Origin of the sequence: Psychrobacter glacincola (assembly GCF_904846075.1) — a bacterium.
GTDB lineage: Bacteria > Pseudomonadota > Gammaproteobacteria > Pseudomonadales > Moraxellaceae > Psychrobacter > Psychrobacter glacincola_C.
On the sequence record NZ_CAJGZH010000001.1, the window covers coordinates 150,720 to 173,195 of the forward strand.

Sequence of the window (22,476 nt, forward strand, 5' to 3'; positions counted from 1 at the left end):
GCTATTACTTACGCTTCGTCAGTATCAAAACGCCATGCCAGTATACGAGTGCTTTTCTGACCTTGACTCATCTCAATGATGCGCATTTGGGCGACACCAAGCTGTTTTAACAGCAATTGTAGAGGTTTCACGTTTTCTGACTTAGATACCAGTGTGGTAAACCAGCCAACATGCTCAGCGAAATCTTGGCTTTCTTTTGCCATCTTGGTCAAAAAGGCAATCTCGCCGCCTTCACTCCACAACTCTTTATGTTGACCGCCAAAGTTTAGATTCTGTGCGGCATTGCCAGACTTTGTTGAGCTACGGCTGATTTGTTCGTTTTCATTCTTACCACGATGTCGTTGCAGATTATGCTGCTTACGGCTATTGGCTTCCATTGCTTCTTCTAATGAGGCATGGAATGGAGGGTTACATACCACCACATCAAAGTAATCTTGGCGACCGATAATATTGGCAAAAATGCGCTTAGGCTCAGGTTGTAGCTTTACTTTAACCGCGCTCTTTAGCTTGGGATTGGTTTCACAAATAAGTGCTGCGGTATTGACCGAAATAGGGTCGATATCAGAGGCGGTAAAGCGCCAGCCATAGCTTTGGCTACCAACAATAGGATAAATCGCGCTGGCACCAGTACCAATATCAAGAGCATGGATTTCTTTACCAGTCGGCGGTGTATTGTCTTTATTAACGTGCGTCGTTTGCGCAAGTAAATCGGCAATATAATGAATATAATCGGCACGCCCCGGAATCGGTGGGCACAAGTAACCTTCCGGAATATCCCAAAACTTGACACCGTAATAATGCGCCAGTAACGCCTGATTAAGGACGCGCACGGCTGCACTGTCCGAGAAGTTAATCGTCGGCTCGCCTTTAGGATTGGTAATGGTGTGCTTAGCAAGCTCAGGTAAGGCGCGAGTCAACACCGCAAAGTCATAACGACCTTGGTGCGGATTGCGGGGATGCAGCTGACCGAGTTTTTTAGCAGTCTCAGGCGAGCGGTTTCGATGATTATTGGCGGTCGGGCGACGGTTCATAGGTTTACTGGTCATAGTATCGGGCTTTGATATGTGAATATAATGCCCCATTTTAGCAGATTTCGCGTGTCACTAACGTGTTATCGGCTACGTAAGATAAGATTTAATCCCAGCACTATCATCGCTGTACCCAATACGCGGTCTATCCAATGCTCAAAACGCTGAAAACGTCGGTGGATAGCAGGAATTGAGAGCAACATTACCACCGTGCTAAACCATGCCATTTGTAAGACCATCATCCAGACGCCATAAATTGCCAATTGCCACAGCGGTATATTGGGTGATAATACAAGGGTAAATATCGCCACGAAGTATACTGGCGCTTTGGGATTAAAGACATTGCAAAAAAAGCCACGACGTAGAATTGATGAGGTAGAGCTTGTATCTATAGATGCTTTTTTAATGGAAATGTCAGCATCTGAATCTATAGCAACAGTTAAATCTACTGGTTTTTTAGCTTTGGCTTGAATACCTTGCCATCCCAAATAAACAAGATAGCTACCACCTAACCATTTGATAGCGGTCAATAATGGCTGCGAATGGGCAATCAGCGTTGCCAGTCCTAGCACCGAATAAGTGATGTGTATCGCCAGACCCAAGGTAATACCAAGGCTACAAATCAAACCGGTGCGTCGACCTTTTGCCAAAGTTTGCTGCGACACCAATACAAAATCAGGACCTGGGGAGGCGGCAGCGAGTAGATGGACGCTAGTGATAAGCAAAAAACCGTGCCAAAATTCCATAAAGTGCTCTGAGTTATATTTTGATTTGGATAATAGTTGCATATTAGCGTAAATGAGGTCAACTGATATTGATGCCGCTTATATGATGCTTGCGTTGTACCGAACGTATGTCTATATTAAAAGTAAGTTACATGATTTTTAGTAGTATTAATTCGCCATAGAATAAACCATAAAACGATCGCTCTAATAAGGATAAAAACATGATTACGGAAAGTAATAATAGCAATTCTACTAGCAATGGCACTCGCATTACTTATGAAGTTCAAGATTACATCTGTCTGATTGGACTAAATCGCGCTGATAAACGTAATGCCTTTGATAGCCATATGATTAAGCAACTCTCTCAAGCACTCACTCAATATGGAAATGATGCCAATCTTCGCTGTGCGTTAATATTTGCCCATGGTGAGCATTTCACCGCAGGGCTTGATTTGATGGAGCTACAAGATAAATGGAACAAAGGCGCGTTTGAGTTTACTGCCGACGAAATTGACCCGTGGGGCATCGGTGGAAAATTACGCAGTAAACCTATTGTCGTTGCGGTACAAGGTACTTGCTTTACCGCTGGGATTGAGTTGATGCTCAATAGTGATGTGGTTATTGCTAGTGATAATTGCAACTTTGCGCAAATGGAAGTCCAGCGCGGTATCATGCCGTTTGGTGGCGCGACAGTACGCTTTATCGCGGCGGCTGGTTGGCAAAAAGCCATGCCGTATCTATTAACAGGTAAAAACTTTGATGCGCAAACTGCTGATAAGCTAAACCTAGTCAGTGAAGTGGTGCCAAATGGGAAAGAATACGAGCGCGCGCTAACTATCGCTAAAGAGATTTGCAAAGCAGCACCGCTTGGGGTGCAAGGATTACTATCCTCAGCACAAGATGGCAGTTTTAATGGCGCAAAAGCAGCCTTAGCCAATATTCATAGTTATTTGCCGCATTTATTTCATTCAGAAGATGCGAAAGAGGGCGCGATGGCGATGGTTGAAAGACGTGAGGCTGAGTTTAAAGGGCGCTAAATTCAGAGGTTACTCAATTTTAAGAAATGTATTTTTGTCTTAAAATTAGTGGATTCTTCCTTACAGCTTTATGCTATGTTTTGTGTAAAATTAACAACTAATATATTAGCTGCGTTGAGGCGAATTTTAGCTTTGATAGGAGTGGTACTGCAAATTATAAGCAAAATAATTATAATAGGATTTTTCTTATCAATCAAAATTCGACCATACAAACTAAGTATGCCAACAAAAAACCCCACAATCGCGAGGTTTCGTTATCTTATCGAGTATGACCGGTTATAGCTACGTAAATGTTAGCAGCTTGGCTCTGATTGACTACTATTATTTAGTTGATTTTTTATAGTAGTCAACCATCATCGTACCTAAAGTGCCGTTGTCATCGATAGTGACTATTTTGACCGTACCTGACTGTGCCGCGGTACTGGACTGGACTTGTCCGGCATTACCTAAGACCACTTGGTTGTTTTTCGCCGCCATTGCCCCGTTACCGATAGCGATGCTGTTCATGCCGCCTGCCATAGATTTATTGCCGACAGCGACCGAATTTGCACCTTGTGCGGCTGCCGCTTCACCGACTGCCGTAGAGCGAACGCCGCTAGCATTGGCTAGATGACCAAACGCTTGTGCGCGTTCAGCGGTGGCTTTGGACTGCCAACCGATAGAGGTTGAGCCTAGACCTGCAGCATTGGCTTCACCACCAACAGCTGTTGCTGAATTCATGCCCGCATTGGCTTTATTACCGACAGCGACCGTGTCATTGCTGCCGCCAGCCATCGCGGCTTCACCGACTGCCGTAGAGCGAACGCCGCTAGCATTGGCTAGATGACCAAACGCTTGTGCGCGTTCAGCGGTGGCTTTGGATTGCCAGCCGATAGAGGTTGAGCCTAGACCTGCGGCGTTGGCTTGACCACCAACAGCCGTTGCTGAATTTAGTCCTGCATTGGCCATATTACCGACAGCGACCGTGTCATTGGTGCCGCCAGACATAGCGCTATTGCCTAGAGCGACGGCAGTACCGCTAGTAGCGTTTGCCATGACTTGAGCATTTGCATTGTTGGGTTGATGATTAGCGCCTGTTGTCATAGTCGTGCATGAAGCGGTGGCGGCGACAGCTAAAGTAAGCGCACTCATTTTGAGTACTAAGTTTGGTAAAAAGTCCATTTTCATCATGCTAAATCCTTTTAGATAAACCATCTTGGCTTAGTAGGGGGTTTGGATGGATACTGATAGATCACAGTCCTTGCAATATCAGCGCACTCTGACATAAATGACTTGATTATATGTAGAATCCGCAACCTCAATGTAACACTAATTTTTAAACATTATTCAACTAATCATAGCGTTATATTTTTAAAAGTCATTTAAGGCTATGGATGAAAAGTTATAATATAAAAATATCGTAAAGGAGAATGCCAATGCTATACAACTTTGATGAAATAATAGACAGACGCAACACTGGGTCGTTTAAATGGCATTATACCGATGATACAATCCCGCTATGGGTCGCGGATATGGACTTTAAGACCGCCCAGCCTATTTTAGCGGCGATTGAGCAAGTAGCGCAGCATGGCATATTGGGTTACACCGTGCCGACCGAGCCGTTGTATCAAGCGATTATCGACTGGCATGGCAGTCGTTATGACTTGTGGCTGGATAAGCAGGATATCCTGTTTTCTCCGGGTGTCGTACCAAGTTTGGTGCTGATGATGAAAGTATTTACCGAGGCAGGGGATGCGGTACTCATCAATGACCCGATTTATACGCCTTTTATGAGCAAGGTTTTAGACAATAATCGTAAGCTAGTGACTTCTGCATTACAGGAGGTTGAGGGACGATATCATCTGGATTTAGCTGATATCGAAGCCAAAATTATCGAGCATAACGTTAAGCTTTATTTATTGTGTAATCCACATAATCCGGGCGGACGTGTATGGACAGCGAATGAACTTGAAGCGTTACTTTTAATCTGTAAAAAGCACGATGTGGCAATTGTCAGTGATGAGATTCATCAAGATTTAACCTTGAAAGGGCATACGTTTATTCCCTTTTTAACCCTCGTAAAAGGCTATGAACACAAAGTAGTAAGCCTAACATCGATGACCAAAACCTTTAATATTGCTGGTATTAAAGGCTCGATGATATTTGCTAAAGATCTAGCATTACTCAATAAAATCAGTCAGCAGCAGCGCTTAAGTGACGAGCATGAGCTGAATTTATTTGCTTATGCCGCTATGCGTAGTGCTTATCAAGAAGGTGGTGAGTGGTTGGCGCAGGCGCTGACTTATATTGAAGCCAATATTGAATTAACCATTAGCTTTTTAGAAGAGCATTTACCCAAAATTAAAGTGATGCGTCCAGAAGCTTCGTATTTGATTTGGCTTGATTGCTCGGCATATGCGCAAGACGATCAAATGCTCTATGACGCGCTTAGAGAGGCCAAAGTTGAGCTTAGCGCAGGGATTAAGTACGGTGATGAAGGACATCTTAAAATGCGCCTTAATGTGGCGTGTCCTAGAGCGCTGCTGATAGAAGGGCTAAACCGTATGCATACTGCATTAAATAGCAATGATTTTAAACAGTAATATCATTTAGCAGGATACCCCGTAATATCTTGAATGCTTTGATATAAAGGCTTTAAGCGCTCATACATTTTGAGATAGACCTCATTATAAAGGCGTTTGTAGAGCTGAACATTGGCGTCAATGGGTAAGAATTCATCGCCCAAATGGGTCATGGCCTGAGTTGCGGTTAAATGGTCGGGATAAACGCCAAGCCCTACTGCACAATTGATAGCAGCGCCTAAGCCTGAGGCTTCATAAGTATGTGGGCGGTAAGCGGGCATGCCAAAGATATCTGCAGTGAGCTGCATTGCTGAGTCGCTTTGGGAGCCGCCACCTGAGACACGTAGGTGTTTGATGGTTTTGCCTGTGCGTTTTTCAATAGTATCAAAACCAAGTTTAAGCTCGTAAGCAAGCCCTTCCAAAATCGCGCGATAAACGTGCGCGCGGGTATGCACATCGCCAAAACCAATGAGCGCACCCTTACCTTCAAGCCCAGGATGCCGCACACCTGGCGACCAGTACGGTTGCATCATTAGTCCCATACAGCCTGCCGGAATATCTTTTACCGCTTGATCGAGGAGTTTTTCGGTATCGATGCCCTGAGTTTTTGCTAGTTGCTCTTCATAGTGAGCGAACTGCTCTTTAAACCAGCTAACCATCCAAAAGCCACGATAAATCATATATTCATGGTTATAGTAATTGGGTGCGGCGGCAGTGTAGGCGGGCATGTGCTTAAGTATCTCGATATAATTACTCGACGTGGTATTAACAGTCGCAGTAGTGCCAAAGCTTAAGCAAGCGGTATCGGCTGCGAGACCAGCAGAGCCTAGTGCTTCGCAAGCTTTGTCACTAGCAGCGGCAATCATCGGTGTACCTTCTAATATCCCCGTTGCTTTAGCAGCTTTGGCACTGATATGACCAAGTGGCTGACCCGGTGGAACAATTATAGGCATTTGCTCTGGTGTACAGCTAAATAAGCGCCATTTAAGATCTTTGGGTTTTAGCCACGCTTGCGCTTTATAGTCATAAGGCAAATAGCCAACCGAATGGCCTGTCGAATCGGCGAGTTCGCCGGTGAGTTGGTAGGTGAGGTATGCGGAGAGGTTGACATAGTGTGCAGTCTTTTTCCAAATCTCAGGCTCATTTTGTGCAAGCCAATTACAGCGCGCTTTTTGCTGCGCTTCTTGTACCAGCTCACCCATGCCGATGATTTTGGTTAGCGGATTGAGAAAGCCTATGTCATTGGTTTCGCCGCGACGCAAATCCATCCAGACGATAGCTGGGCGTAACGGTTGTTTATCCTTGTCCAAACATATCATGGTATAGCGCTGGGTGGCGAGGCTGACGCCGGCAATTTGCTCGGGCGTGATATCGCAGTTTTGCCACAATTGCTGACAGGCTTCGCTTAATTTTTGCCAATAATAATCAGCATGTTGCTCGGCAAAATTTGGCTGCGTTGAAAAATACGGCTCGATAATGACGCGGGCTTTGGCAATCTCGCTACCGAATTGATCGAAGATAAGCGCTCTGACGCTTTGGGTGCCATTGTCGATAGCTAGGAAATAAATAGGGGCATCAAGGTTATGGGTCATAGTAGTCCTTTACTATGTAGAAATAGATATATCGCTCAATAAAAATACGACGATTATAGTGTGCTACTGGGGTAAGTTTTCCGCAGCCTCTGTCTGCGTAGGCACAGCAAGCAAGGAAAATTTAACCCAGTAGCATTTGCTATTAATGCAATATAAAAAAGCGCTAAGCCGCTGGCAAATGATAATAGCGTTGCCATAATTGGGTATAGCGTTCAACTTCTTGCTGCCATTTTTGCTGATCCCAGCCAAGCTCCTGCTGACATATTTGCTTCAGTCTTGCACTAATCAGCGGCGTCATCGCGCCATGTGGCAGTATCAAGCCCAAGCGCGTACGGCGTAATAATAAATCGTCCAAATGGATAACCTGCTCATAATGCGCCGCAAAGCGAATCTCGGCCCAGATAGTATTGCTATCGGTCACATAAGCCAAATCATCATCATGTGCTAACTCTAATAATGCATCAAGCTGTAGACCGTAAAACCCTTGCAAGCGTTGTTGCAATAGTGGTGTTAGGGTTGAAAATTTGGGATTGGTTGGCGGTTGATTACTAAAGACTTGGCTGCTATATGAGACATTATTTTGAGTAGCCGACTCATCAAGTTCGAGCACCTTTTGACAAACTTTCAGTACATCAAGGGCGATTAGGCGAAAGGTAGTTAGCTTGCCACCGCTGACGGTCACTAGGTTGTTATCCAACCAGACGCTATGGTCGCGTTTTTCTTTACTCGGGCTGACGCGCTTACCATCACCGCCATCAGAAATCAGTGGACGTACGCCTGCCCATGAGCTGATGACATCCTTGCGGCTAATGTCTACATTATCAAAGAGATTATTGGTCGCCGCCAATAGGTAATCCACCTCTTCATTAGTGATACCGACTTCGTTATCGTCTAATGGCAGATGATCCAAATCGGTTGTTCCAAGGACAGTACGGTTTTCCCACGGAAAGACAAAGACGGCTCTTTTATCGACAGGATGCAAAAAGGTATAGGCTTGCTTGATTGGTAGGCGCTCTTGACTGACTACCAAATGACTGCCGCGCGACGGGCGAATTTGTTTATGAAAGGTTTGTTCTGTTTGTTTGCTTGCTTGCATCCGTAAGGTGTCTGCCCAAGCACCCGTGGCACTAACCACCACTTTGGCATGGACATCGTAAGTATGATTGCTATCTTCAGCAGAAGTATCTAATAGAGTAGCGCCAACTACCAAGCCTTGCTCATTAGTAATTAATGACTCAGCTTTAAGGTAATTAATCGCCTGCGCACCATCATGGATGGCTTCATCAAGTACCCGCATCACAAGGCGTGAGTCATCGGTCACTGCATCACTAAACTGACTGGCACCTAAAAACTTATCTTGTTTGATATGCGGATTAAGCTGTAAAAAAGCGTCTTTTTTAAAGTATTTAGAGTAGCGCTTGCCCGCGAGCCCATCGTAGACACGTAGTAAGGTATTGAATATCCATGGCGGTGGAAACTTGCCTTTATAATGCGGCATGACGTAATGCATCTCATTGACGAGACCATTTGCTTCACTAAGCATACGCTCGCGCTCACGCACGCTCAGCAAAGTCGTTTTATAGTCACCTGAGGCAATGTAGCGAAGCCCGCCATGTACCATTTTGCTAGAGCGGCTGGACGTGCCCCAAGCAAAGTCTTTTTGCTCAATGAGTAACACCGCTAAGCCGCGCCTTGCTGCCTCGCGAGCAATCCCAGCACCAGTAATGCCGCCACCGATGATAAGCATATCCCACGGTACTACTTGAGACGAGCGACGAGATAAAGGCGCTAATGCTTGCTGGCGTTGCTTGTATTGATCATGCTGATTGGCTTGATTCATAAACGACTCATCTCAAATGATACTCAAATTAATCAGCGACTTAACCTGTTTAAGCCAACTAGTGACGCTAAGACGACCTTTTACTCTTCGATTAAAACGCCGGGGTTCATACGCTGTTCAGGGTCCAAGCTTTTCAGCATATCATGGGTTACTTGAATACCGAGCTTACCTTTTTCGGCAGCAAGATAGGGTGCATGGTCACGACCGACACCATGCTGATGTGATATCGTCGCTGTACCATTAGCCAGACTTGAACTGGCAGCATGTTTGATTTTCTGCCAGCGGTTTAAAGTGCTGGCGTGATCTTTGGCTGCTCTAAAGAAGTAGGTGGTATAAAGACTGGCACCTTGCTTATAGACGTGCGAGATATGAGTAAAGGCCATGACGTTTTCGCCTTCATCGCTCAAAGCGTTTTTCACCGCTTCTTGCATCTGCTGCATCTGCTCGTCGATATGATTCCAGTTGGTGGCGGTCTCAAAGGTATCGACCATGATGCCTTTTTCCCACAGCGTCCCACGCAAATAAGGAAATTTAAAGCGTCCATGTGCCCACACACTACCCATGATATCGGTTACTTTACCCGTGACACTACCGTGCTGCTTTAATAGGTTATTAAACTGCGTCAGTGCCAATTTATTCTGTGCTTTATCCCCTGAGACGCCATAAGTGAGCATGACTTTATCCGAGCTGAGACCGCGCGCTTTTAGATAAGTGCTAATCGCCATAAACTGGCTAGGCGTAGTACCTAAATGTAGATGTGCGTCAGTCTCGACCGCATTACTCAGGCGCAGCATAGATAAGCGAATATTTTTTTGCACGGCTTGTCTAAGCACTTCTTTCCCCGCTTCCCAGTTAGGCAGAAATGCCACTTTAAATAGCTCTTCTTCTGGTTGCGACTGCACCCGCATTTTGACTTCAGTAAAAATACCAGCGCGACCTTCCGTGCCCATCATCATTTCACGCAGGTCAGGTCCTGCCGCTGACGCTGGGAAATCAGCTATATTCAATATCCCTTTTGGGGTCACAAGCGTTCCACCGGCAAACATCTGCTCGATGCGCCCGTAGCCTAAAGATTGCTGACCACTAGAGCGTGCTGCAATCCAGCCGCCCAGTGTCGATAGCTCCCAAGACTGAGGATAATGTCCCAAGCGGTAGTCGTGTGCGTCCAGTTGTGCTTCGACCGCTGGCCCTTGTGTACCTGCGCCAAAAGTAGCAATTTGGCTATCATTGTCTAAATCAATGAGTTGATCCATCTTGCTCATAGCGATGGTCAATACGGGGCGTGAACCTTTTTGCGGATTGATATGACCCGCGACTGAGGTGCCGCCACCGAAAGGAATGACGATAAGGTCGTGCTCGCTCGCTAGCTTTAATAAGGTTTCGACATCAGCGGTCGATTCAGGAAAAGCGACCCCATCAGGAAAGACTTCAAAGTCGCCACCATGCATGGCTATCCAGTCTGGAAAGCTTTGACCACGGGCATGTCTAAGTCTCACTTCGTTATCGACAGATACCGTATCAAGCTCAGTCATAGCAACAGGCAAGCGGGATTTGGGGACGGTTTTAAGTACTTGCTGTAAGCTCACTGATGATAGTTTTCTGGTTTTACCAATGTGCGATTTGATCAGTTTTGCCCCATGCGCTGAGACTTTTTTATTAATATTGATATTGCCCCAGCCATTCCAGCGCGTTTGCTCGATTGGGGTATTTACCGTATGACCCTTTGAGGCAGCATCTATACTGGCGTTATTGGTGTTTTGGTTATCAGAATTTACTGAAATAGTTTTAGACGGGTCAGATTTAGGGCGTTTTCGGATAAGGGCTTTGATTTTGCTCATAGGGACATACCTGTCAATTTATTATGATTATCTGTGACTATAATAAGTAACTGTTTTCTGTACATTAGTCAACAACGATTGGTGTGCTGTTCCGACTTGCTAATTCTTTATTCCCCACCAAAACCATCAGTCTATGCGCTAAGTAATGCCAAATCACACCAATAAACCTTGATATATAAAAGTACCAATGCGGTGAGACTAAGCTAGAGAAAATTTCAGATGAAGTCCATGTGTTGCGGAATAATATAGATTAATCATAGGCGACACTGATGTAAGCTTCTCTGTAGAATACTATGTAAAAAAGTATAATGGCTGCTTTGTAATAATGTTTAGACCAGAACTTAGGAATTGCCCATAGAAATATAAGGCCAATTAATCGCGTTTTTATTCTGTTGATTACTCTACAGTGCTTTATCATCGCTACCTAGATGTAGAAAAATATAGAAGAAATGCATTCATTAATGAAATAAAGTAGAGGTTTATACTGATGAGCTATAGATTTATATACCAGTTAGCAGATTAGCGTATTTTTATAACCAATAGACTGCTCAAACTTGTTAAAATAGCGCACCAATTTATTTATTGATGGACACTACGTTATGACAACTGCTGCCAACGTTCCTACTATTAAAGAAGATCGCATCTTAATTCTCGATTTTGGCTCACAGTACAGCCAGCTTATCGCCCGCCGTGTCCGTGATTCAGGCGTATTCTGTGAGATGTTCCCGTTCGATATCGATACTCAGCGCATCACAGATTTTGGTGCAAAGGGTATCATCCTATCGGGTGGTCCTGAGAGCGTCCACGCAGATGACAGCCCACGCATCAATGATGCCGTATTTGATCTAGGCGTACCCGTATTGGGTATCTGCTATGGTATGCAAGCGATGGCAGAGCGCTTCGGTGGTAAAGTTCATGCCAGTGATATCCATGAATTTGGCGCAGCAACCATCAATATCGATGGCAAATCAACGCTGACTGATGGTATCGAAGACGCAGCGGGTAAGCTAAATGTGTGGATGAGTCATGGCGATAAAGTGGTCGATGCCCCACAAGGCTTCGATATCGTCGCTAGTACGCCAAGCTGCCCGATTGCGATTATGGCTGATGATTCGCGCCATTATTATGGTTTGCAGTTCCATCCTGAAGTCACACATACCGCGCAAGGTTCTGCATTGCTAGGACGTTTCGTTCATGAAATCTGTGGCTGCGCGGGTAGCTGGACGCCGGATAACATCATCGATATGCGTATCGAACAGCTGAAAAAGCAAATCGGTGATAAGCAAGTATTGCTCGGTCTTTCAGGTGGTGTGGACAGTTCAGTCGTCGCGGCATTATTGCATAAAGCCATCGGCGATCAGCTGACGTGCGTATTTGTTGATACTGGTCTCTTGCGTCTGCATGAAGGCGACCAAGTTATGCAAATCTTCGCAGAAAATATGGGCGTAAAAGTCATCCGTGTCGATGCTGAAGAATTATTCTTAACGGCATTGGCTGGCGAGTCTGACCCTGAAGCCAAGCGTAAAATCATCGGTAAAACTTTTATTGACGTTTTTGCTAATAGCGCCCGTGAAATCAGCGAGCAAAGCGATGGTAAAGTCATCGAATTCTTAGCGCAAGGCACGATTTATCCAGACGTCATTGAATCAGCGAAGTCGCATCAAGGTAAAGCGCACGTGATTAAGAGCCATCATAACGTTGGCGGTTTGCCAGATGATTTGGCGTTTGAGTTGGTTGAGCCGTTGCGTGATTTATTTAAAGATGAAGTCCGTAAATTGGGTATTACCCTTGGTTTACCTGCCAAAATGATCAACCGTCATCCGTTCCCAGGACCGGGTTTGGGCGTGCGTATTCTTGGCGAAGTGACCAAGGAATTCGCTGATATCTTGCGCTCAGCTGATGCTATCTTTATGGAAGAACTTGAGCGTTCAGGTTGGTATGAGAAGACCGCGCAAGCCTTTGCGGTATTCCAACCGATCAAATCAGTTGGCGTGGTCGGTGATGGTCGCCGCTATGCGTGGGTAATCGCGCTACGTGCTGTTGAAACCGTAGACTTTATGACTGCGCGCTTTGCGCATCTGCCGTATGATTTGATTGAGACGGTATCGAATCGCATTATGAATGAAATCGCTGAAGTTTCACGCGTGACTTATGATGTATCTAGCAAGCCACCAGCGACGATTGAGTGGGAATAATACTTAATAAAAGCTATCAAACTAAAAATCTGATTAGCGTCGTCAAACTCGTTCAGCCTACTCGATGTAGTGCTATCACTCGTTTTCCTCGCTACTCAAATTTTTTGAATTGATATACAGCTTGTCGTCAATAAAAAAGCACTCAACTTGGTTGGGTGTTTTCACTAAAATTTTGCTAAAACATTAATTTAGCTATGAATTTATATTAAATTGGAAGTTAGGTAAAATTAGTGTATTGTGCATATGTAAGTGTTTTAGGCAACTTAAACACACCAAGTTGGGTAATGAAAAAGCATTGGTTGAAGGACTGAAGAGCGGTATCTTGTCTCTGAGTGTATACGCAGGCGCAATTTTAGGTTTGTTTTGTACAATTATGGGAGTGCCAGTAATGGACTTGAACACAATGATTGAATGGTGCGGAGGGGTACTGCGGGTGCCAAATGATTCAGTTATTGCTCAGATGTTATATACCATGTTACCAATAGTCCCTGAGGGTTCGCTCCCTCTACCCGCACCATATATAGAAGAAGTCAGTAGATAATAAACTCTACTGGCTTTTTTCTTTTTTTATATGCAAAACTAATATTGTATAGTATGTGAGTTTTTAATTTTAAGTATGTAAGGTTATAAAAATGCCGACAATTGCCAGTAGTAATTTCCCTACACCTAAAAGTTGGGATGAGTTTGAGGATATATGCTTATCAGTAGCGAAGCTAAAATTTAAAAATACAAACTTTAATAGATATGGAAGAACTGGTCAGAAACAGCATGGCGTGGATATTACTGGAAAAGATAGTCTTGGATCCTCGATTGGAGTGCAGTGTAAAAACACTTTGAATTTTTTAACCGAAAAAATAATAGAGGAAGAGGTCGCTAAGGCTGAATCATTTACTCCTTGCTTATCTATTCTGTATATTGCTACAAGTAGCCCACCTGATGCTCCCATTCAAAGTTTTATTCAGAAAATATCGAATCAAAGGGTAGCAACAGGAAGCTTTGCAGTAGGCGTTCTATTCTGGACAGACATTGAGCAAGAGTTATCCAAAGATGTTAACGAACTTAAAAGGTTTTACCCACAGTTCTCTTTTACTACAAGTACTTCAATATCTAGTTACCCTAGTAAAAAGGATAAGGATATATCTGTTCTTAATCAACTATTTAGTTGTATAAATATTGATGCTATACCTTATTACCTAAGGGATGCACCGCAGAGAATTCACATAAGCTTTTTAGATCATGTCAAAAATATTGAAATTGCAATTAATAACCCACTTTTCCAGCTATATGATAAAAATATTGAAGAAAAGATACTTCATTGGATTCAGAAGTGGTTTGACACTTATAGTTTAGTTTCTAAAGATTGGTACAGTTTCTATATAAGTATCCCTAATACTAATGAAGTATCATTTGTAAAAGCGGATAATCTCAATAGTAATTCGGAAGAGAACAAATTATATGCTAGTATACAGCAGAATGTGAATGAGTTTCTAGAGCTGCATTATGAGCTGTGTCAGGTGGTTCACATCAACTATCCTGAGATTGATTTGAACATAACATCTTCATCTGCTAGTCAATTTTATATTTGAAGCGCTAAATAGATATAAAACTAAATGTTAAAAAATATATGCAAGGCAGCACCTCAAAAGAGATGCTGCCTTTTTTATAATGTTCAACTTCTAAGCTAAAAAACTAACCTTTCACATTCACCACATAACGTCCAACCACTGTACTCGACATAAAGCGATCTAAGTACTCTGGCGTTTGCTCTAGCGTAATCTCTTCACCATAGCTTTCAAGATTAGGCAGTTTCATATCGGTAGCGACACGTTTCCAAATGGCTTCTTTATCAGCCAATGGAATATAGACCGAGTCGATACCCAGTAGCGACACCGCGCGGGTGATAAAAGGTATCACCGACATCGAAAAATCAGCGCCACTAGCTAGGCCACAACTGGTCACTGCACCGCCAGATTTGGTTTGCTTGAGCAGGTTGGCTAGATAATCGCCGCCAATAGTATCAATGGCATTTGCCCACAGCTCACGACCGATAGGCTTGTTACCGATTTCATTGATGGTATCGCGATGACGCACTTCGCTCGCGCCCAATGCTTTTAAATGCTCGCTTTGCTCTGGCTTACCTGAGAAGGCAATCACCTCATAACCCAGCTGACTCAAAATAGCGATACTGATCGTACCGACGCCGCCTGTTGCACCAGTTACCGCGACTGGACCATCACTGGGTTTTGCACCCATTTTTTCTAGTTTTTGAATACTGAGTGCTGCGGTTAAGCCACCTGTACCGTAAGTCATTGCTTCTTTTAACGTCAGCGTTTCTGGGCAGGGCAATGCCCAATCGGCAGGGATAGAGATCATCTGACCCAGACCGCCATCCGTATCCATGCCCAAATCATAGCCAAATACCAATACTTCTTGCCCTGCGGTAAACGTGCCTGATTTGTCGCTGACGACGACGCCTGCTGCATCGATACCGGGGGTATGCGGATATTGTCTGGTGATTCTTTTATTGCCTGATGCCGACATGGCATCTTTGAAGTTTAACGAGGAATAATGTACTTCTATCAGCAAGTCATTTTCTGGCAAGTCACTGATATTGCGTTCTTGAATACTTTTGCTAAAGGTGCCGTCGGTATTTTCTTCGACGACTAAGGCTTTAAAGGTTTTATTATTAGACATCATATTATTCCTAGTGATGTTTTTTAGTGTGTGTCTTTATTTACACGTACATCATTTGCAACTACATCGATGTATGTAAGACAGTCATTTATGCTTTTAACAACACCTTACCATTCTTACTTGCCTGCAATTTCCCATCGACGGCCTTGACGATATCTGCTAAATCAAACGTCGCTTCAACGGGCAGTTTTAAATTGCCGTTGTTAGCACGTTCGATTAGCTCATCAATCAAACGCTGTTTGTTTTCAACGCTCATTTCTTGACTGATTTTACTGCCCCAAAAGCCTTTAATCGTTGCTTGTTTAAAAATAATATGGATTGGATCTAGCACCATTGGTTTGCCTGACATGATGCCAAACGATGCCAATGTGCCACCGTGACCCAGTAACGCCAGCAGATCATTACTCGATTCACCACCGATAGAATCAACCGCGGCACTGATTTTCTCATCACCAAGGATGGCTTTTACTTGGTCTTTCCAGTCGTCATCTGAGGTGTTGATATTATGCTTGATACCCAGTGCTTCTAATTCCTTGATAGCATCGCCACTTCTCACGACATTAATGGTGTTAATGCCACGCGCGGCGGCTAGCATGGCGAGCGATTTGCCGACCGCGCCATTGGCAGCATTATGGATCACCCACTGACCGCTTGTTAGTGCTAAAAACTCAATCAGCATCAGCGCGCTGAGTGGCATCGCAATGAGCTGCGCCGCCATTTCGTCCTCTAAGCTATCAGGCATGACAAATACCATGTCTTTTGAGGCGACAAAATACTCTGCCCATGTCGTTTGTACGCTCGCCGCCGCCACGCGCTGACCCACTTTTAAGTCTTTGACATCCTGACCGACGGCATCGATAATGCCGACCGCTTCGCTACCACCAATCGCTGGTAGCTCAGGTTTAAAGCCGTATTGACCGCGAATGGTTAATAAATCATGGTTGTGGATAGAGGCGAGTATCATTTTGACTCGGACTTCATTGGCTTTTGGTTCAGGAATAGGCGTGTCACCTAAACTGAGAACGTCAGATGGTTTACCGAAGGTACTGTAAGTTGCGCTACGCATAATCATTTCCTTTATTATTTTTAAGTCGTGAGCAACAGTAACAAGTTTGTCTCAGTACCCTCAATGTTACTTTAGTTAAGGAATGTTATGCGTTGCACGTATCGCGTATAGTAATGCATGATAAGTAACGAATAAGTAGTCGCACGATTAACGTCTACTAAGAGGCTTTATCCTCTTGGCTTAAGTCGCCGACGATGACTGTGAAATCACCGTCTACCATCTCTGTGAGTAATGGCTCGCCTTTGTCATTGACGCGAAACAGACCATATTCAGCCGCTTCAAACGCCTCAGCATGACCTTCTTGAAAGAAGAACGCATTGGTCGCCAATTGCACACTGCCGTTACGGATGCGGTAATAAATGGGCAGCTCACTTTTAGTTAAATCTTCACGACTATTACTATCAGCTAAGCGGACAAAATGCCCCACATTATTGTCATCGATTTTCACAATGACATAACCATCGCTTGGCTCATAAATACGAAAATCTGTATCAAAATCATCTAATTCTACATCTAGTTCTGAGCCTAGTTCGTCTTGTGTTGAATGAGGGTGCTTTGAGCGCATGGCATCAAAAATATCGCGCTCCAGTGCATAACTTAACGCCATATAATCGCCTTGCATAAAACCACGTGGATCAACGGGTGCGAGCGCTAATAATACCGTTTTGCCATTACTAAGATGGTTTTCGTATTTGATGATATTCAGTGTCATTACGACCAATATCAAGGCTAACCCCAGTAGGGCAATCGTAATCGTAACGGCTCGTTTTTTTAGCCAATGCGTGGATGGTGACGTGTCATTAATCAAGCGCTTAGTCAAAATTTTATTTTTCATGAGTGGCGCTCCTGATGATCGTTGGCGCTCATTGTCAAGTCAGTATCGTTGATAAGGGAGTTAGCGAAATAGCGTTTAATCAATAGCCAACGCCCCATCAGCATGGTCAGTCCGACGATTAGCATCGAGAGAGATTTGATTAGCAACGAAGTATCGAGCTGATAGTAATACCAAAATACATAGCTGACCAAGGCGGTGACGCCCAAACCTAATAGCACTCGTTGGCTATTGGCGATCGCAATGACGATAATAAGGCTGGTCGCGAGCAGTCCTGAGACGTAAATCGATATTATCCCAAGCAATACAATCCCACCACCAATGAAGAATCCCGCTGCCGATAGTAATTTAACGTCGTAACGTTTTAGAATCAGATAAGCGGCATAAAGGCTGGCAAGTGTAAGCAGTACTTGCGCCAAATAGTAATTGTAGCGAAAAGTGTCGCCATAATAAGTAGCAAGGCTATGACTATGTTCAGCGGCGATAAAGTACACAGAAACGCACAACAGCATCAGCGCGCTGGCGTAACCAAGGGCTTTAATAATATCAAAAGCATCCGCGCGCCATTTACTAGGTATACGCTGCAATAGAGAATAGCGTGATAAGTTGCTGCCAGTCGTAATCAGTGTTAATAGCCCCAAGCTAACCTCAGGTAGATGATAATAGTTAAGCAGATAAACCGTCAAACCTAGTGTCATTATGCTACCCAATAGGCGATAGATACGGTTGGGCATAATGACCGTCATAACGGCTTGCACGATTAAAAAAAGCCAAACATCTATAGGATGCGACAAATTATTATCAAATAACGCAAAGGCAATGTAGGCTTGCCCAGCCGAGCTAATAGCCAAGGCTAGGCTACTGATAAAGGCATTATCACGGCTTTGTTTATTTCTAAATAGCACAAAACCCGCCGCGCTGAGTACTAGACCTGTAATTAACAAGGCAATCACGCTGTCAAAGCCATCGATGCCGAACAATAATAAAGACAGAAAGGTAATTAGAAACAGACTCGCTACAATACCGCTAAGACCAAAAAGTATCTGTATAAACCAAGGAATATCGTTTTGAGAGTGATTATTCGCTATCGTTGCCTTAGCACTTGTCTCACCAGTACGGGCATCAATCACATTGCCGTCAATCAATCCAAGCTGTTGTAGCTGTAAAAGGACATTATCCGAGTGTTGATTATTCATATCATTACTCATAATTGACTCCTTTGACGACAGCACTTGGGAGGTTGTTTTCGCTGTTTAAACGTGCCGCATGACGCAGCCAAACGACCGCTGCTGAACTCATGCCAATCAATAATAGGGCTAAGATGAGAAAACCACCCATATCAAAATTGTCTAAAAACAGCTTACCTGCCCAAAACATCACCACGACAATGATAGAGCCACATAAATAGGTCAGCATTAATAGATTGATGCGATACCAATAAAATCGCCAAACCATAAATCCGCACCAGCTCATCCATAGCAATAGAGTGATTAGCATCATTACAATATTGGCGTCATCAAAGACATAAAAAATGGCAAGGTAGGTAATAAAATAGCTGCTGAGTAAACCGACGACATAAGCGCTCCAATCCAGCTCGGACTTAAATCGGCTGCGTGTGACTGATGGTGGTTGACGGTCGATAAACATGAGCCACAAGTTTAGCGCCACAAAATTAACAGCGGCAAGCACGCCTATTTGTAAGACACCTTCATAAAAATAACTGACAAAGGCAAAGTCCATAACGCCGAAATATAAGATAAGACCAGTATTGACGAGCCCTAACCATAGCAGCCATAGCGCAGGGAAGCGGGCGATAATTACCCACGGAATAATCAATACGGCCCAACCAAAAAATAGCTGCCACGTATCAGCACCCGTTTGATAGACCTGCCCAAATAGCGCCAATAAGCTACCCGTAATCACGCTGGCAATAAGCAATAATAATTGCCGAACCAGCTGAAATTTCTGTCTAAAAGAGAGTGCAACGTATAAGGCAATAGTGACAACCAACGCCCCTTCGACCAAAGCGAACTTGCCCATTTTGCCCATATTTATCCAGTTATAGGCAATAAAAAATACCAGCGATAATACCAGCGCTATCGCCCCGATAATCAGCATGGCTTTATCAAAAAAGACCAGCCATGAGCGTTTGCTAGGATAGACTTGCAAATGAATCGCTGCATCGTTGGCATGCGCTAACGGCAGTATGCCTTGCTTGAGTAAATGCTCGATAGTACGCCGTGGTTGGCTCATAGCGTCCTCTAAATAAAAAGATGATGTTGCTTATTTTAGCTTTTTTGTGAGAGGCAGATGTACTAAAGTTTATAGTTTTTTACTCAATAAAACTCAATAAAACTCAATAAAACTCAATACGACTGAGCAAATGCTTTTGGATGAGATAGGCGCAAATATAAGCGCTCGGCCACGCGACTATACAATCAAAATTTCATCAAGAGATCAGCGTTATTAGCTTTATAAAAAGGAATTAATAGTGATATTGGTAGGTATTTATTCTAAATTTAGTGATTTTTATCATGGTCTTACTCAGCTATTACAAAAATAAGTAATTGCAAAAATCAAAAAATTGTACGATTTTGAATAGCGAATAAATCTGGTTTTGAGTGTCGAAAATACCACACTATTATTCATCAGCATCGGCTTAAAAAATCTATCAAATGATTAATTATTAACAATAGTCTTATAAATAAAATTCATCATATCTACTAGAGTTTTATCGCTTGATAGCATTGAGTTCATTCACTTGACAGTGATAATTAGTGAGTTAGAAACTGAGGTTTATAGTAATAATACAGGTTTCGAATGAGCGGTAGTATATTGCTGATGGAAGGTAATAAGTAGCTATAAAAGTTACTCAATTAATAGTAATTACATCTAAGTTTTGGTCGTCGAAACTGCTTGGACTGCAAGCTTATTTTGCTTGTTAGTATCGGGGAGGAATTAAAACTTATTGACATTTGTATCGTTTTTAATTACTAATAGTTGTCTACAATATGACCAATAGTTAGTTAAAGTATGGTTAATAAACATAGTCAATATACGGATATATTAACTCGAATCACTACTATTTAGTTGATCCGCCCAGCCACTGACCAGCAAGGATAGCTATTATATGATGCGCACTCCTAATCACTTTTTGTCCTCTATATTTCTGCCTACCTCTCTTGCGCTCGCCATGTCTATGACTGGCTGTAGTAGCGATAAGTCTGGCACTGATAGCCAAGCAGCTGCCGTTGATCCTAATGTACTGGCTGATACTCAAGCGCTCGTCGTCAATAATGGCACTGAACCTGAATCACTTGATCCACACAAAGTATCGGGGGTACCAGAATCTACCCTTGGCCGCCAAATGTTAGAAGGTTTAACCAATACGGATGCCGAAGGTAAGACCATTCCAGCAATGGCAACCAGTTGGGAAAGCGAAGACAATAAAGTATGGACCTTTAAGCTGCGCGATGCTAAATGGTCAAATGATGATCCAGTAACGGCAGAGGATTTTGTCTACAGTATGCGCCGCTTGGTCGATCCAAATACTGCGTCGCCGTATTCAAGCTATTTGGTCGATGCCAAAGTAGTCGGCGCTGATAAAATTGTTGATGGTAAGGCTGGCATTGAAACCCTTGGCGTAAAGGCTATCGATGATAAAACTTTGCAAATTACGTTATCAGAGCCCGTGCCTTATTTCCCAGATATGTTGATTCATAATTCAGTCAAGCCCGTTCATAAAAAGACCGTTGAAGCCTTTGGTGATAAGTGGACAGCTCCTGAGAACATCGTGGTTAACGGTCCTTACAAGCCTACCCAGTGGCAAATTAACGACAAAATCGTTTTAACGCGCAACGCTTCTTATTATGACGATGCCAATACGACTATCGATACCGTCACTTTCCTGCCGATTCCTTCTAGTACGACTGACGTCGCACGCTATCAGGCGGGTGAAATCGATGTGACCTACAATGAGATTCCAACCGAGCAGTTCGCTTCGCTTAAAGAGCAAGTGGGCGATCAGCTAACCGTATCTCCTTATCTTTGTACTTATTATTACGAGTTTAATACGGTCAAGCCACCGTTCAACGATCCCAACGTACGCCGCGCTTTAGCCTTAGCTTTGGATCGCGATACCATTGCGGATAAAGTTATCGGTCAAGGACAGACGGCCGCTTATCAGTTGACACCCCCTGCCACCAATGGCGATATTGCAAATAGTCCAGAATGGTCGACTTGGGATCAAGAAAAGCGGGTTACTGAGGCCAAAAAACTGCTCACTGAAGCAGGCTATAGCGATAGCAATCCACTGACTTTTGAGCTGCTATACAACACCAATGACAATCATAAAAAGACTGCGGTCGCGGCTACTTCACTATGGAAGCAAGCGCTCGGCTTCGTCGATGTGACTTTGACCAATAAAGAATGGAAAACCTATTTGGATACTCGCCGTAATGGTAATTATCAAATCGCGCGTGCTGGCTGGTGTGGTGATTATAACGAAGCGTCAGCTTTCTTAAATATTGCCAAATCTGACAATAGTGGCAACTACGGTAAATACAATAATGCTAACTTTGACAGTTTAATGGCGCAAACGCTGAAAGCTGGCGTTAGCCCTGAGCAGCGTGCCAATCTATACAAGCAAGCTGAAGCTCAGCTCGATCAAGATATGGGTTTACTGAACATTTATCATTACGTCAGCCCGCGTCTAGTAAAACCTTATGTCATTGGGTTTCCAACTAAGGATATATTAGACAATTGGCAGGTAAAAAATCTCTCAATTGCTAAGCACTAATCGTTTGACTGATCGCTGAACAATTCTATCGATTGAATGTCTGAGAGCGGTAAAAGCAGCTGGTTTCATTTATCGCTCTTATCAAATAACGCTGATAGCGTCATTAGTTTCATTTTTCACAGCCACTCTTATTAGGCGTGTTAGATGAAACTTTTGTTATTTATAAACGACGATTATCAATATTTTATTTAAAACCAAGTCATTGAATATTGCTAGTTGAACGATAACTGGGCGTTAGGTTTGTGCTAGTTATCTCATTTTAATTTAGCT

16 protein-coding genes are annotated in these 22,476 nt (G+C 43.6%); 5 read left to right on the top strand and 11 right to left on the bottom strand.

Going from position 1 to position 22,476, the window contains the following annotated elements; genetic code table 11:
- Window positions 1-8 precede the first annotated feature (8 nt).
- Both rlmF and JMW85_RS00660 read right to left on the bottom strand, forming a co-directional pair.
- Window positions 9-1,046: a 23S rRNA (adenine(1618)-N(6))-methyltransferase RlmF gene (rlmF, locus tag JMW85_RS00655; protein ID WP_201580626.1), complete on the bottom strand. Its 1,038-nt coding sequence runs from the start codon at window positions 1,044-1,046 to the stop codon at window positions 9-11.
- Window positions 1,047-1,111: 65 nt separating this feature from the next.
- Window positions 1,112-1,774, bottom strand: a complete 663-nt coding sequence (locus tag JMW85_RS00660) for a LysE family translocator (RefSeq protein WP_201580627.1) — start codon at window positions 1,772-1,774, stop codon at window positions 1,112-1,114.
- A 200-nt stretch (window positions 1,775-1,974) separates the two neighbouring features.
- Between JMW85_RS00660 and JMW85_RS00665 the strand changes: the two genes are divergently transcribed.
- The gene (locus JMW85_RS00665; RefSeq protein WP_201580628.1) at window positions 1,975-2,790 is read left to right on the top strand and encodes a crotonase/enoyl-CoA hydratase family protein; all 816 of its coding nucleotides are present in this window, start codon (window positions 1,975-1,977) and stop codon (window positions 2,788-2,790) included.
- Between the two features lie 321 nt (window positions 2,791-3,111).
- Here the strand turns inward: JMW85_RS00665 and JMW85_RS00670 are convergent, their stop codons facing one another.
- Window positions 3,112-3,960: a hypothetical protein gene (locus tag JMW85_RS00670; RefSeq protein ID WP_201580629.1), complete on the bottom strand. Its 849-nt coding sequence runs from the start codon at window positions 3,958-3,960 to the stop codon at window positions 3,112-3,114.
- 239 nt (window positions 3,961-4,199) lie between these two features.
- Between JMW85_RS00670 and JMW85_RS00675 the strand changes: the two genes are divergently transcribed.
- Entirely contained in the window at window positions 4,200-5,372 is a 1,173-nt protein-coding gene (locus tag JMW85_RS00675) for a MalY/PatB family protein (protein ID WP_201580630.1), read from the top strand.
- Window positions 5,373-5,374: 2 nt separating this feature from the next.
- Here the strand turns inward: JMW85_RS00675 and JMW85_RS00680 are convergent, their stop codons facing one another.
- The 3 genes from JMW85_RS00680 to JMW85_RS00690 form a co-directional block, all read right to left on the bottom strand.
- The gene (locus JMW85_RS00680) at window positions 5,375-6,943 is read right to left on the bottom strand and encodes an FGGY-family carbohydrate kinase (protein ID WP_201580631.1); all 1,569 of its coding nucleotides are present in this window, start codon (window positions 6,941-6,943) and stop codon (window positions 5,375-5,377) included.
- Between the two features lie 163 nt (window positions 6,944-7,106).
- Complete coding sequence (locus JMW85_RS00685; RefSeq protein ID WP_201580632.1) at window positions 7,107-8,783, bottom strand: glycerol-3-phosphate dehydrogenase/oxidase; 1,677 nt, start codon at window positions 8,781-8,783, stop codon at window positions 7,107-7,109.
- Between the two features lie 80 nt (window positions 8,784-8,863).
- A complete protein-coding gene (locus JMW85_RS00690) occupies window positions 8,864-10,621 on the bottom strand; it encodes an FAD-binding oxidoreductase (protein WP_201580633.1) in 1,758 nt (585 codons plus the stop codon).
- 599 nt (window positions 10,622-11,220) lie between these two features.
- On the opposite strand from JMW85_RS00690, the gene guaA reads away from it, so the two are divergent.
- Together guaA and JMW85_RS00700 are read left to right on the top strand one after the other, a co-directional pair.
- Complete coding sequence (gene guaA / locus JMW85_RS00695) at window positions 11,221-12,816, top strand: glutamine-hydrolyzing GMP synthase (RefSeq protein WP_201580634.1); 1,596 nt, start codon at window positions 11,221-11,223, stop codon at window positions 12,814-12,816.
- Between the two features lie 632 nt (window positions 12,817-13,448).
- Window positions 13,449-14,402 carry a hypothetical protein gene (locus JMW85_RS00700; protein ID WP_180958110.1) on the top strand — a complete coding sequence of 318 codons (954 nt, stop codon included), beginning with the start codon at window positions 13,449-13,451 and terminating at the stop codon, window positions 14,400-14,402.
- Between the two features lie 103 nt (window positions 14,403-14,505).
- Here JMW85_RS00700 and JMW85_RS00705 read toward each other — a convergent pair whose 3' ends face one another.
- The 5 genes from JMW85_RS00705 to JMW85_RS00725 all read right to left on the bottom strand — a co-directional run bounded on the left by JMW85_RS00705 (window position 14,506) and on the right by JMW85_RS00725 (window position 19,661).
- Window positions 14,506-15,513, bottom strand: a complete 1,008-nt coding sequence (locus tag JMW85_RS00705) for an oxidoreductase (protein WP_265090723.1) — start codon at window positions 15,511-15,513, stop codon at window positions 14,506-14,508.
- Window positions 15,514-15,598: 85 nt separating this feature from the next.
- Window positions 15,599-16,576 carry a zinc-binding dehydrogenase gene (locus JMW85_RS00710; RefSeq protein ID WP_201580635.1) on the bottom strand — a complete coding sequence of 326 codons (978 nt, stop codon included), beginning with the start codon at window positions 16,574-16,576 and terminating at the stop codon, window positions 15,599-15,601.
- A 157-nt stretch (window positions 16,577-16,733) separates the two neighbouring features.
- The gene (locus tag JMW85_RS00715) at window positions 16,734-17,411 is read right to left on the bottom strand and encodes a GDYXXLXY domain-containing protein (protein WP_201580636.1); all 678 of its coding nucleotides are present in this window, start codon (window positions 17,409-17,411) and stop codon (window positions 16,734-16,736) included.
- A complete protein-coding gene (locus JMW85_RS00720; RefSeq protein ID WP_201580637.1) occupies window positions 17,408-18,616 on the bottom strand; it encodes a DUF4401 domain-containing protein in 1,209 nt (402 codons plus the stop codon). The genes JMW85_RS00715 and JMW85_RS00720 overlap by 4 nt, the downstream gene beginning before the upstream one ends.
- On the bottom strand, window positions 18,609-19,661 hold the full coding sequence (locus JMW85_RS00725; protein WP_201580638.1) for a DUF2157 domain-containing protein: 1,053 nt from the start codon (window positions 19,659-19,661) through the stop codon (window positions 18,609-18,611). Before JMW85_RS00725 ends, JMW85_RS00720 begins: the two co-directional genes overlap by 8 nt.
- A gap of 877 nt (window positions 19,662-20,538) precedes the next feature.
- Between JMW85_RS00725 and JMW85_RS00730 the strand changes: the two genes are divergently transcribed.
- Entirely contained in the window at window positions 20,539-22,206 is a 1,668-nt protein-coding gene (locus JMW85_RS00730) for an ABC transporter substrate-binding protein (protein WP_227675998.1), read from the top strand.
- Window positions 22,207-22,476: the final 270 nt, after the last annotated feature.